This window comes from Variovorax sp. PBS-H4 (assembly GCF_901827205.1).
Classification (GTDB): Bacteria; Pseudomonadota; Gammaproteobacteria; order Burkholderiales; family Burkholderiaceae_C; genus Variovorax.
This window is the reverse complement of record NZ_LR594675.1, coordinates 3,820,655-3,833,141: the sequence shown is the minus strand read 5'-3', so window position 1 is coordinate 3,833,141 and position 12,487 is coordinate 3,820,655. Positions and strand designations below refer to the sequence as shown.

11 protein-coding genes and 2 tRNA genes are annotated in these 12,487 nt (G+C 65.8%); 9 read left to right on the top strand and 4 right to left on the bottom strand.

Translation table 11 applies throughout. The annotated features are described in order from the left end of the window. The first annotated feature begins 8 nt into the window (after positions 1-8). Positions 9-494, top strand: coding sequence for a 2-C-methyl-D-erythritol 2,4-cyclodiphosphate synthase (gene ispF, locus E5CHR_RS18155; RefSeq protein WP_162581131.1), 486 nt, complete (start codon positions 9-11; stop codon positions 492-494). A gap of 9 nt (positions 495-503) precedes the next feature. Here the strand turns inward: ispF and E5CHR_RS18150 are convergent, their stop codons facing one another. After that, positions 504-1,907, bottom strand: coding sequence for a sensor histidine kinase (locus E5CHR_RS18150; protein ID WP_162583780.1), 1,404 nt, complete (start codon positions 1,905-1,907; stop codon positions 504-506). Between the two features lie 83 nt (positions 1,908-1,990). Further along, positions 1,991-2,722, bottom strand: coding sequence for an osmolarity response regulator transcription factor OmpR (gene ompR, locus E5CHR_RS18145; protein ID WP_028250078.1), 732 nt, complete (start codon positions 2,720-2,722; stop codon positions 1,991-1,993). A 170-nt stretch (positions 2,723-2,892) separates the two neighbouring features. Here ompR and E5CHR_RS18140 point away from each other — a divergent pair, with 170 nt between their 5' ends. Together E5CHR_RS18140 and E5CHR_RS18135 are read left to right on the top strand one after the other, a co-directional pair. Continuing rightward, on the top strand, positions 2,893-3,243 hold the full coding sequence (locus tag E5CHR_RS18140; protein ID WP_162581130.1) for a hypothetical protein: 351 nt from the start codon (positions 2,893-2,895) through the stop codon (positions 3,241-3,243). An 83-nt stretch (positions 3,244-3,326) separates the two neighbouring features. Then, on the top strand, positions 3,327-4,040 hold the full coding sequence (locus tag E5CHR_RS18135) for an SIMPL domain-containing protein (RefSeq protein ID WP_162581129.1): 714 nt from the start codon (positions 3,327-3,329) through the stop codon (positions 4,038-4,040). Positions 4,041-4,071: 31 nt separating this feature from the next. Here E5CHR_RS18135 and E5CHR_RS18130 read toward each other — a convergent pair whose 3' ends face one another. Continuing rightward, on the bottom strand, positions 4,072-4,842 hold the full coding sequence (locus E5CHR_RS18130) for a 3-hydroxybutyrate dehydrogenase (RefSeq protein WP_162581128.1): 771 nt from the start codon (positions 4,840-4,842) through the stop codon (positions 4,072-4,074). Between the two features lie 142 nt (positions 4,843-4,984). On the opposite strand from E5CHR_RS18130, the gene E5CHR_RS18125 reads away from it, so the two are divergent. The 5 genes from E5CHR_RS18125 (at position 4,985) to rimO (ending at position 9,958) form a co-directional block, all read left to right on the top strand. Further along, a complete protein-coding gene (locus E5CHR_RS18125) occupies positions 4,985-7,189 on the top strand; it encodes a RelA/SpoT family protein (protein ID WP_162583779.1) in 2,205 nt (734 codons plus the stop codon). Positions 7,190-7,237: 48 nt separating this feature from the next. Beyond that, a tRNA-Val gene (locus E5CHR_RS18120) sits at positions 7,238-7,314 on the top strand. Positions 7,315-7,509: 195 nt separating this feature from the next. After that, on the top strand, positions 7,510-7,878 hold the full coding sequence (locus E5CHR_RS18115) for a hypothetical protein (protein ID WP_232062108.1): 369 nt from the start codon (positions 7,510-7,512) through the stop codon (positions 7,876-7,878). Between the two features lie 97 nt (positions 7,879-7,975). Next, on the top strand, positions 7,976-8,533 hold the full coding sequence (phaR, locus tag E5CHR_RS18110; protein ID WP_174255726.1) for a polyhydroxyalkanoate synthesis repressor PhaR: 558 nt from the start codon (positions 7,976-7,978) through the stop codon (positions 8,531-8,533). A gap of 18 nt (positions 8,534-8,551) precedes the next feature. After that, on the top strand, positions 8,552-9,958 hold the full coding sequence (gene rimO, locus E5CHR_RS18105; RefSeq protein ID WP_162581126.1) for a 30S ribosomal protein S12 methylthiotransferase RimO: 1,407 nt from the start codon (positions 8,552-8,554) through the stop codon (positions 9,956-9,958). An 81-nt stretch (positions 9,959-10,039) separates the two neighbouring features. Here rimO and E5CHR_RS18100 read toward each other — a convergent pair. Beyond that, positions 10,040-10,124, bottom strand: a tRNA-Leu gene (locus E5CHR_RS18100). Positions 10,125-10,135: 11 nt separating this feature from the next. Between E5CHR_RS18100 and rnr the strand changes: the two genes are divergently transcribed. Further along, on the top strand, positions 10,136-12,484 hold the full coding sequence (gene rnr, locus E5CHR_RS18095) for a ribonuclease R (protein WP_162581125.1): 2,349 nt from the start codon (positions 10,136-10,138) through the stop codon (positions 12,482-12,484). Positions 12,485-12,487: the final 3 nt, after the last annotated feature.

The window sequence follows — 12,487 nt, the reverse complement described above, 5'->3', positions numbered from 1 at the left end:
CCATCGACATGAGCGCATTCGACATCCGCATCGGCGAGGGCTGGGATGTGCACCAGCTGGTCGCCGGCCGCAAGCTGGTCCTCGGCGGCATCGAGATTCCGCACACCACCGGCCTGCTCGGCCACTCCGACGCCGACGTGCTGCTGCACGCCATCACCGATGCGCTGCTGGGTGCCGCCGGGCTGGGCGACATCGGCCGCCATTTCCCGGACACCGATGCGCAGTTCCGCGGTGCCGATTCGGCCGTGCTGCTGGCCGAGGCCGTGCGGCGCGTGCGCGCGGCCGGCTGGCAGATCGGCAACATCGACAGCACCGTGATCGCGCAGGCGCCCAAGCTGGCACCGCATCTTCCTGCGATGTGCGCACGCATCGCGGCCGCCCTCGAGGTCGGGCCCGACCAAGTCAATGTGAAGGCGAAGACGGCCGAGAAACTGGGCCCGGTGGGCGAGGGCCGGGCGATGGAAGCGCGCGCCGTGGTGCTCCTGCACCGCTGAGCAGGGCGCTCATTTGCCCGCCGGCGAGGCCTCGGGCTTGACCGAGGCCGCGCGCGGCATGCGGATGTGCGCCGCGAGCCCACGCCCCGGCGTGCTGGTGAGGGCGAAAGTGCCGCCCATGCGCTCGATGTTCTTGGTCACGATCGACAGGCCCAGGCCGGCGCCGGCGGCCGACGTGCGGGCGACGTCGCCCCGGAAGAAGGGCTTGCTCAGCTGCGAAAGCAGCGCCGGCGCCACGCCGGCGCCGTGGTCGCGTACCTTGATGAGCACCGCGTCGTTGTGGGCCTGCGCCTGGATCGTGATGTCGGCCACGCCGGTGGCGGGTGTCTTGCCGTAGCGCCGCGCGTTCTCGACCAGGTTGGAGATCACGCGCTGCAGCTCGACCTCGTCGGCCATCACGCGCAGGTCGGAAGGCACGTCGACCTTGATCTTGATGTCCTCGTGGTCCTGCACGGCGTAGGTGCAGGCGTCGATCACGTCGCGCAGCAGCACCGGCTTGAAGTCCACATGGTCCGGGCGGGCGTAGTCGAGGAACTTGTCGATGATGGCGTCGAGCTGCGCGATGTCCGCCGCCATGTGCTCGCGCGCGTCCTCGTCGGTCACGCTCATCTCGGTCTCGAGGCGCAGCCGCGCCAGGGGGGTGCGCAGGTCGTGCGAAATGCCGGCCAGCATCACGGCGCGGTCCTGCTCGATCTTCGCGAGCTGGTCGGCCATGCGGTTGAAGCCGACGTTCACCGCGCGGATCTCGTTGGTGCGGGCGCGCTCGTCCAGGCGGTGTGCCTCGTACTCGCCCTCGCGCACCTGCATGGTGGCGCGCGACAGCTGCTTGAGGGGCAGGTTGATCAGGCGCGTGATCAGTGCCGCGCCCGCCAGCGAAAGCGCCATGGTCGTGGCCAGCCAGATCAGCCAGGTGCGGCCGCCGAAGCGAGTGAAGCGCGTGGGGTCGAGCAGAAGCCAGTAGGCGTCGCTCTCGATCGTGAAGCCGATCCAGAGGCCGGGCTCGTCGTTCACCCGGCTGGCCACGGTGGTGCCTTCGCCGAGGCGGTCGATCAGTTCCTCGGTGACGCGCGCATCGAGCGCGCCGGTGGTGTAAGGCGTGAAGCGGTCGTTGGGCTCGCGCGGCAGGATGCGCACGCCCTCCTGGTCGGCCAGGGTCTTGATCAGCGAGACGCGGGTGATGGCATCGGAATAGACCAGCGCCGCGCGCGTGAGATTGACCAGCGAGGCGATCTGGTGCGCGGTCTGGATGGCCCGGGGCTCGTACTCGAGAGCGCGGAAGGTCTGCAGCCAGGCCACCGTGCAGCCGACCAGCAGCAGCACCAGCAGGAAGAACGTTCGCCAGAAGAGACTGAGGCCCAGCTGCAGCCTCGGCTTGCGCCGGGATTGGCCGAGCCCCTCCAGCGGGCTTGGCAAGGTGACCTGGGGGCCGTCTTCGCCTAGGGGGCTGGGCGTTGTCGTCTTGGGGCCGAGAGTGGCGGCCACGAGTGCTCAGTGCCTCAAGTGGTGCCGTCCGGCACGAACACGTAGCCAACGCCCCAGACCGTCTGGATGTAGCGCGGTGCCGCTGCATCGGACTCGACCAGCTTGCGCAGGCGCGAGATCTGCACGTCCAGGCTGCGGTCGAAGGGCTCGAACTCGCGGCCGCGTGCCAGCTGGGCCAGCTTCTCGCGCGACAGCGGCTGGCGCGGATGCCGCACCAGCGCCTTGAGCATCGCGAACTCGCCCGTGGTGAGGGAGAGCTCTTCGCCGTCCTTCTTGAGGGTGCGCGAGCCCAGGTCGAAGCTGAAGGGGCCGAAGTTCACCGTCTCGTTGTCGGTGGAGGGCGCTCCCGGGGCTTCGAGCGGCGGACGGCGGCGCAGCACGGCGTGCACCCGGGCCAGCAGCTCGCGGGGATTGAAAGGCTTGCCCAGATAGTCGTCGGCGCCGACTTCGAGGCCGACAATGCGGTCCACGTCTTCGCCCTTGGCGGTCAGCATGATGATGGGCGTGCGGTCGTTGGCAGCGCGCAGGCGCCGGCAGACCGACAGCCCATCCTCGCCGGGCATCATCAGGTCGAGCACGATCAGGTCGACCGTGTCGCGCAACAGGATGCGGTTGAGCGCCTTGCCGTCTTCAGCCACGATGACCTCGAAGCCTTCCTGGGTCAGGTAGCGACGCAGCAAGTCGCGAATGCGTGCGTCGTCGTCGACGATCACGATCTTGTCTGTGCGAGCCGGAGCTTGATTCATTTCTACAACACCCAATTTGTAACAACGCCAATTTTGAGGGTGTTGCAGGCTCATTGAGGACCTTTTCGCAATGCTTTGACACTAAGTTACAAAACTTGCGGGCGCTAGCCGTCCAGACGTTTCTGCCATAACCGGCGGTGGCACAGTGACCTGAACCCTGACGCTTTGCCATGAAATTCATTCTTTGTTCTTCGACTGCGGTGCTGCTGCTGTGTGCTTCGCTGCCGGCGCCGGCCGAGCCTTGGGGCTTCATCCGTGTCAACGACACACGCCGCAACGAAACGCGCGATGCAGTCGCGGCTCACCGGGCTGCCAAGCGCGAAGAGGTGATGCGGCAGGAAGCAGCGGCCGGTCGCCGGCTGACGCCTGCCGAGCTGGCCGAATTGCGTCAGCAGGTGCGTCAGCAATGGGTGCCGAGGGTGGAGTCGAGGCTCGAGTTGCAGCCAGAGCTGATCCGTTCGGCAGAATCGCAGCCGGCCGAACGCCTGACGCCAGCCCCGTGCCGGAAGGCAAACTGCTGACGTCGCTGCCCCCGCCGGCGTTCGTGAGCCCGGCCCTTCGAGGGCATCTGGGCTTTTTTTGTTTTCAACGGGAATCCTTCGCCTTGAACAAGATCAAGAAAATCGCGGCCTGTGCCGCATTGCTGGGCGCCTGCGCCGGCGCCGCCGTCGCGCAGACTGCGCCCTGGACTCCGCCGCAGAACGTGCTGCAGCTGACAGCCACGGGCACGGTGGAAGTGCAGCAGGATCTGCTCTCCATGACGCTGAGCACCACGCGCGACGCGGCCGACGCCGCGAGCGTGCAAACCCAGTTGAAGACCGCCCTGGATGCCGCTTTGACCGAGGCACGCAAGAACGCCCAACCGGGGCTGCTCGACGTGCGCACCGGCACCTTCAGCCTGATGCCCCGCTATACGCGCGACGGCAAGATCACCGGCTGGTCGGGCACCACCGAGCTGGTGCTGGAGGGGAAGGACTTTCCGCGCATCACGCAGACGGCCGGGCGCATTTCCACGCTCACCGTCGGCGGCATCGGCTTCGGCCTGAGCCGCGAGCAGCGCGCCAAGGTCGAGACCGAGGCGCAGACCATTGCCATCGAGAACTTCAAGCAGAAGGCGTCCGAGCTCGCCAAGAACTTTGGCTTTGCCGGCTACACGCTGCGCGAGGTGTCGGTCAATGCCAACCAGGGCCCGCCGATCAGGCCGCGCATGATGGCGGCAGAGGCCTCGTCGAAGATGTCGTATGACGCCGCGGTGCCGGTCGAAGCCGGCAAGACCAGCGTGGTCGTCAACGTCTCGGGGTCGGTACAGCTCAAGTAGTGCTGCCGCGGCGCGCTTGCCGCAGCCGCGTCTACTGTGCCGTCCAGCCGCCGTCGACCTGCCAGGCCACGCCTCGCACCTGGTCGGCGGCCGGCGAGCACAGGAAGACCGCGAGGCCGCCCAACTGCTCGACGGTGGTGAACTGCAGCGATGGCTGCTTCTCGCCAAGCAGGTCGTTCTGGGCCTGAGTGACTGAAATGCCTTCGCGTGCAGAGCGGTCGTCGATCTGCTTTTGCACCAGCGGCGTCAGCACCCAACCGGGGCAGATCGCGTTGCAGGTGACACCGGTGGTGGCCGTCTCGAGCGCTACGGCCTTGGTGAGCCCGACGATGCCGTGCTTGGCGGCCACGTAAGCCGACTTCTGCGCCGAGGCCACGAGTCCATGTGCCGATGCAATGTTGACGATGCGGCCCCAGTTGGCTTCGCGCATCGCCGGTACCGCAAGGCGTGTGGTGTGAAAGGCGCTTGTGAGATTGATGGCGATCACCGCGTCCCAACGTTCGACGGGGAAATCCTCGACCTTGGCGACGTGTTGGATCCCGGCGTTGTTGACCAGGATGTCGACGCGGCCGAACCTGGCTGCGGCAAACTTCATCATGTCCTCGATGTCGGACGGCTTGCTCATGTCGGCGCCGTGATAGTCGACCTTGACGCCGAGGGACTCGATGTCTGCCTTCGGCTTGTCCGTGTCGCCGAAACCGTTGAGCACGATGCTGGCGCCCTGTTGCGCCAGCGCCTTCGCGATGCCGAGCCCGATGCCACTGGTGGACCCCGTGACAAGCGCGGTTTTGCCTTTGAGCATGATGGTCAATCTCCGGATGAATTAGGATGCAACGACCCCATTATCTTCACCGTGCCCGCCAGCGTTCCATGATCGAGTCTGCCGTCCATCGCACCGCCTGGGAGGGAGTGGTCGAGTGAAGCGCGAACAGCCCGGCTTGTCGATGTCCGGTGCGTCCGTGGTCGACTACCCCCTGTCGGCCGCGACTGCGGAGCGCACGCCGGTGCAGGAGAACATGCTTGCGCGGGCGCGCGCCTTCGCCCAGCCGCTGATCGCCGACGAGACGCTGGACACCGGCGAAAACACGCTTGCCCACGCCGATGCCGTGGCCGGCATCGTGGCCGCGATGGGCGGGTCGGAAGCGATGCAGGCAGCCAGCTACCTGGTCTATTCCTGCCAGCACCTGAACCGGCCGCAGGAGGTCATCGCCAAGGTCTTCGGCGACAACTTCGCGGCGCTCGCGGTCGAGACCACCAAGCTGGTGCACGTGCAGAAGCAGGCGCGCTCGGTCACGGCCAGCGCGCACCTGGCCGACGGCGCCGGCACCCAAACGGAGAACGTGCGCAAGATGCTGCTCGCGTTCTCGCGTGACCTGCGGGTCGTGATGCTTCGGCTCGCATCGCGGCTGCAGACCCTGCGCTACGCCGCGGCGAGCAAGCAGCCGGTGCATGAAGGCGTCGCGCGTGAATCGCTGCAGGTCTTCGCGCCGCTGGCGAACCGGCTCGGCATCTGGCAGGTCAAGTGGGAGATCGAGGACCTGTCCTTCCGTTTCCTCGAACCCGAGACCTACAAGCTGATCGCGCGCCTGCTCGACGAGAAGCGCGTGGAGCGCGAAGGTTATGTCGAGCAGTTGCGCGCCCGGCTCGAGCGCGAGCTGGCCGCCGAGGGCGTGAAGGCGACGGTGCAGGGGCGGCCGAAGAACATCTACAGCATCGTCAAGAAGATGCGCGGCAAGGCATTGGACTTCGCGCAGGTGTTCGACATCATGGCGCTGCGCGTCGTCGTGGCCGACGTCAAGGACTGCTATGCGGCGCTGGCCTGGGTGCACTCCAACTTCCAGCCGATCTCCGAGGAGTTCGACGACTACATCGCGCGGCCGAAGCCGAACGGCTATCAATCGCTGCACACGGTGGTGCGCGAGGTCGTGAACGGCCAGGCCGGCAAGCCGATCGAGATCCAGATCCGGACGCAGCAGATGCATGACCACGCCGAGCATGGCGTGGCGGCGCACTGGGCCTATAAGGAGGCGGGCCACAAGGGCTATGCGGGCGTCTGGGCGAGCGGCGAGTACGACGCCAAGATCGCGGTGCTGCGGCAACTGCTGGCCTGGGAGCGCGACCTGTCCGACGGCTCCCAGGGGCAGGGCCTGTTCGACGACCGCATCTACGTTCTCACGCCCGATGCGGCGATCGTTGAATTACCGCAGGGCGCGACCGCAGTCGACTTCGCCTACTCGGTGCACACCAGCCTCGGACACCGCTGCCGTGGCGCGCGCGTCGACGGCGCGATGGTCCCGCTCAATACGCCGCTGCAGAACGGCCAGACGGTGGAGATCATCGCGACGAAAGAGGGCGGTCCTTCGCGCGACTGGCTCAACGGGGAGCTTGGCTACCTGGCGAGCCATCGCGCACGTGCCAAGGTGCGGGCCTGGTTCAACGCGCAAGTCACGCACGAGACGGTGGCGCGCGGCCGCGAGGCGGTCGAGAAGGTGCTGCAGCGCGAGGGAAAGACCGCGCTGAAGCTCGACGACCTGGCCTCGCAATTGGGCTTCAAGTCGGCCGATCACCTTTTCGAAGTGGTCGGCAAGGACGAGTTCTCGCTGCGCAACATCGAGTTGCTGCTGCGCCCGCCTGAGCCTGCGCCGGGGCCCGACGACGGCGTGGTCATCAAGAAGGCCCGGGCGGGCGGAAGCGGCGGCAAGGGTGGCGTGTTGGTGGTCGGCGTCTCTTCGCTGATGACGCAGCTCGCCAAGTGCTGCAAGCCGGCGCCGCCGGATCCGATCCGCGGCTTCGTGACGCGCGGGCATGGCGTCAGCATTCATCGTGCCGACTGCAGCAACTTCCGCATGATGGCCGGGCGCGAGGCCGAGCGCGTCATCGATGTCGAGTGGGGCGAGCAGCGCGCGGGCGAAGCATCGGTCTATGCAGTCGACGTGGCAGTGGAGGCGACCGATCGTCAAGGCCTCCTGCGCGACATTTCCGATGTGTTCGCACGCGAGAAGATGAACGTGATCGGGGTGCAGACGCAGTCCGTCAAAGGCACCGCCTGGATGACTTTCACCGTCGAAATCGCCGATGCGGCGCGGCTCGCGCAGGTGCTGAGTGTGGTGAGTGCGGTGGCCGGGGTGCGTTCCGCACGGCGCCGCTGAAAACGCTGTCGTCGGGCTGCTATACTCCGGCCTCTCGGACACACTCACAGGCGCGTAGCTCAGCTGGTTAGAGCACCACCTTGACATGGTGGGGGTCGTTGGTTCGAGTCCAATCGCGCCTACCAATTTTTTCTCGAAGACCGCAGCAGCCGCCCGAACCAAGCGGCTGCCTCGCGCGTTCCCCCGCTCTGCTTGCAACGTCAAGTGGTCCTCGGGCTTCTTCCTACTCATGGTCTACTGCCTTTGTCGACTGGCGGATCCGCCGACAGTTGTGGTAACTTGACCGTTCCCATCACCACACCATTCGACGCAGGGAAACGATGACCATGCCAGAGGCTGACACCGGTCCGGCACTTGAGGAGCTTCGCCTTGCTGCCTTGCTGCGGCAGGCTCCGCTCGAGTTCGCGCGCGTGGTGTACGGGCTCAACGACCGAGCCAACGGCCGTGCCGGAACCATGGCGGCGGAGGATGTCGCCCGAACGGTGCGGCAAGGCTCGCCGGTCACGCGGGAGCGCGCCGAGCAGCGCGCGCGCGGCTACCTGCCGCTGGCGGGGCACGAGCATTGCCCGCGCTGCTGGGTTTTTAACGGCACCAAGAGCCCGCTGCACTTTCGTGAGAGCACCGAGGCGAGGCCCGAGTCAGCCGTTTGCAAGGTGTGCGGGGCCGAGTACACGACGACGCCGGATTGATGACGCCGGCCGGTCAGGGTAAACCTTGGCGCGGTGCAGCAAAACCGCTCCCTAGAATGGTTTGCGCGTGAAGACGCGAAACCTCAAGGAGCCCTTAGTGCAGAGCAAGAAGTCCGCCGGCGACAAGCCGACGCAGCGGGTGATCAAGAAATATCCCAACCGCCGGCTCTACGACACGGAAACCTCCACCTACATCACGCTTGCCGAGGTCAAGCAATTGGTCATGGACAAGTCACCCTTCGTGGTGCGCGACGCCAAGAGTGGCGACGACCTCACGCGCAGCATCTTGCTGCAGATCATTCTCGAGGAGGAGGCTGGTGGCGCGCCGATGTTCACCGAACAGGTCCTGGCCAACATCATCCGCTTCTACGGCCAGGCCATGCAGGGCTACATGGGACCCTACCTCGAGAAGAACATCCAGGCCATGACCGAGGTGCAAGCGCAGCTGGCCGAGAAGGCACAGGCGCTCACACCCGAAATGTGGGCCCGCTTCATGACCATGCAGTCGCCCATGCTCCAGGGGCTGATGGGCAACTACGTCGAGCAATCGAAGAACGTGTTCCTGCAGATGCAGGAGCAGATGCAGAAAAATACCGAGCAAGTGCTGGGTGCCTTCGGCATCAAGCGACCCCAGGGCGGTCAGACTGACGATTAGCAGGGACAATAGGGGGTTATGAGCGAAGTAGCCTCCCCTGAACGCATTGCCACGCCGGCCAGCCCCAAGGTCGGATTCGTGAGCCTCGGCTGTCCCAAGGCACTCACCGATTCCGAGCTGATCCTGACCCGGCTGAGCGCCGAGGGCTACCAGACCTCCAAGACTTTCGAAGGTGCCGACCTGGTGATCGTCAACACCTGCGGCTTCATCGACGATGCCGTCAAGGAAAGCCTCGACACCATCGGGGAGGCGCTGGCCGAGAACGGCCGCGTGATCGTCACCGGCTGCCTCGGCGCCAAGACGGGCGAGGCGGGGGGCAACCTGGTGCGCCAGATGCATCCGAGCGTGCTGGCGGTCACCGGCCCGCATGCGACACAGGAAGTCATGGACGCGGTACATGCCAACCTGCCCAAGCCGCACGACCCGTTCATCGACTTGGTGCCGCAGGCCTTCGGCATTGCAGGCCTGAAGCTGACGCCGCGGCACTATGCCTATTTGAAGATCAGCGAAGGCTGCAATCATCGCTGCACCTTCTGCATCATTCCTTCGATGCGCGGCGATCTGGCGTCGCGGCCGGTGGGCGACGTGCTGGGCGAAGCCAAGGCCCTTTTCGAAGGGGGTGTGAAGGAACTGCTGGTCATCAGCCAGGACACCTCGGCCTATGGGGTCGACGTCAAGTATCGAACTGGCTTCTGGGACGGCAAGCCGATCAAGACGCGCATGCTGGAGCTGGTGCGCACGCTGGGTGAGATCGCCGAGCAATACGGCGCCTGGGTACGGTTGCACTACGTGTACCCCTATCCTGCCGTCGACGACGTGATCCCGCTGATGGCCAGTGGTCAGGTGCTGCCTTACCTCGACGTGCCGCTGCAGCACAGTCATCCGGCAGTGCTGCGGCGCATGAAGCGGCCTGCCAGCGGCGAGAAGAACCTGGAGCGCATCGCACGCTGGCGCGAGCTGTGCCCCGAGCTCGTTATCCGCAGCACTTTCATCGCCGGCTTTCCAGGGGAGACGGAAGAGGAGTTCGAGCATCTGCTCGACTTCATCCGCGAGGCCGAGATCGATCGCGCGGGCTGCTTTGCGTACAGCTCGGTCCAAGGCGCAGCCGCCAACGACCTCCCGGGCATGCTGCCCGAGGCAGAGCGAGAGGCGCGCCGTGCGCGCTTCATGGAAGTGGCGGAGGCGGTGTCGACCGCCAAGCTGCGCCGGCGCATCGGTGCCACCATGCAGGTACTTGTCGACTCAGCGCCGGGGATGGGACGCAAGGGTGGCGTGGGACGCACCTATGCCGATGCACCCGAGATCGACGGCACGGTGCGGCTGCTGCCGCCCGAGAAGATCAGCAAGACCCTGAAGGTCGGTGATTTCACGCGTGCACGCATCGTCGGCGCCGAGGGACACGATCTGGTCGCGTTGCCAATCTGATGCGGCTTTCGACGGCCATGAAAAAAGCCACCGGAGGCCGGTGGCTTGAATCGAAGATGACCCAGAGGGATTATCTAAACTTGGTGCCCAGAAGAGGACTCGAACCTCCACGATGTTACTCGCTAGTACCTGAAACTAGTGCGTCTACCAATTCCGCCATCTGGGCCCACTTGCTGCATGGATCAAGTCCGTGCAACAGGTTTTGAATTTCAGGAAAGAAAGAGAGTATATATTAAAAATTTGAGTCACTCCGGCGGCTTGCTGGACGAAGTCGAAGGAACGGTGCAGGGTCATCGCGATGGGCACGGCTTCGTGCAGCGCGACGATGGCGACGCCGACATCTACCTGCCTCCCAACGAAATGCGCGCGGTGCTGCACAAGGACCGCGTCAAGGCGCGCGTCGTGCGCCAGGATCGCCGCGGGCGGCCCGAGGGCCGCGTGGTCGAGATCATCGAGCGACCCCAGCAGCCGATCATCGGCCGGCTTCTGCACGAAGGCGGCATCTGGCTCGTCGCGCCCGAGGACAAGCGCTACGGCCAGGACGTGATGATTCCCAAGGTCGCGATCGGTACCGCCAAGGTGGGCCAGGTGGTGGTCGTGCAACTGACCGAACCGCCTGCGCTGTTCGGCCAACCCGTAGGCCGCGTCAAGGAGGTGCTCGGCGAAATCGACGATCCGGGCATGGAGATCGAGATCGCCGTGCGCAAGTACGGCGTGCCGCACGAGTTCTCCGAGGCTTGCCTGGCCGAGGCCAAGGCACTGCCAGACAAGGTGCGTGCCATCGACAAGAAGGGCCGTGTCGACCTGACCGATGTTCCGCTTGTCACCATCGACGGCGAGGACGCCCGGGACTTCGACGATGCCGTGTACTGCGAGCCTGCCAAGGTGGGACGTGGCAAGGGCTGGCGTCTCCTGGTCGCCATCGCGGACGTCAGCGCCTATGTGCAGACCGGCTCCGCCATCGACATCGACGCCTACGACCGCGCGACCAGTGTCTACTTTCCGCGCCGCGTGATTCCCATGCTGCCGGAGAAGTTGTCCAACGGCCTGTGCTCGCTGAACCCCGAGGTCGAGCGCTTGTGCATGGTCTGCGACATGCTGGTGACCGCCGAAGGCGAGATCTACGCGTACCAGTTCTACCCGGCTGTGATGTGGAGCCATGCGCGCTTCACCTACACGGAGGTTGCTGCGATCCTCGGCAATACGCGCGGCCCGGAGGCAGCCAAGCGCAAGGAGCGCGTGAAGGATCTGCTCAACCTGCACGACGCGTACCGCGCGCTGCTCGCGCAGCGCAGCAAGCGCGGCGCAGTCGACTTCGAAACCACCGAGACGCAGATCATCTGCGACGAGGCCGGCCGCATCGAGAAGATCGTGCCCCGCACGCGCAATGAGGCGCACCGCCTGATCGAGGAGGCGATGCTTGCGGCCAACGTCTGCAGCGCCGACTTCATTGCAGAAGGCAAGCATCCAGGCCTGTATCGCGTGCACGAGGGCCCGACGCCCGAGAAAAAAGAAATCCTGCGCGGCTACCTCAAGGCGATGGGCGTGGGCCTGTCGATCACCGACCATCCCAAGCCCGGCGAGTTCCAGGCGATTGCGCAGGCAACCAAAGAGCGGCCCGATGCGCAGCAGATCCACACCATGCTGCTGCGATCGATGCAGCAGGCGATCTACACGCCGATCAACAGCGGCCACTTCGGCCTGGCCTACGAGGCCTACACGCATTTCACCAGCCCGATCCGTCGCTACCCCGACCTGCTGGTGCATCGGGTGATCAAGGCGATCCTGGGCAAGACAAGGTACCAATTGCCGATGTTGCCGACGCCGGGCGAGGCGCATGCCAAGCTCGCCAAGCGGTGGGCGGCGCGGGTCAAGGCGCCGACCACCAGGCCGCAGAAGGCCACGGTCGCGCCGAGCAAGGAGGTGCTGGCCTGGGAGGCGGCCGGCCTGCACTGCAGTGCAAACGAGCGCCGTGCCGACGAAGCCAGCCGCGACGTGGAAGCCTGGCTCAAGTGCAAATACATGCGCGAGCATCTGGGCGAGGAGTACGGCGGCGTGGTCACTGCCGCCACCACCTTCGGCATCTTCGTTACGCTCGACGCGATGTACGTGGAAGGCCTGGTGCATATCACCGAGCTCGGCGGCGAGTACTTCAAGTTCGACGAACAGCGGCAGGAACTGCGCGGCGAGCGCACCGGCATCCGCTACGCCATCGGCACGCGCGTGCGCGTGCAGGTGAGCCGTGTCGACCTCGACGGCCGGAAAATCGACTTCCGCTTGGTGCGCGAGGGCGAGGAGCTGAGCTCGCGTGCCTTGAAGGACAAGGGCCTTTCGACCGGGGGCGTGCCCGCCAAGGCCTCGACCAAGCGCAGCGCGCGCAAGAAGCCCGAGCCTTCCGGCATCGAACGCAGCGAGCGCAGCAGCGATCATGGTGTCGGCGCCGCGCCGCAGTCGGCCATGCAGGCTTTCCGTACGGCCGTCAAGAAGGCCGCCAGCAAGATGAAAGGGCGCAAGCCGCGCCGTTGAAGG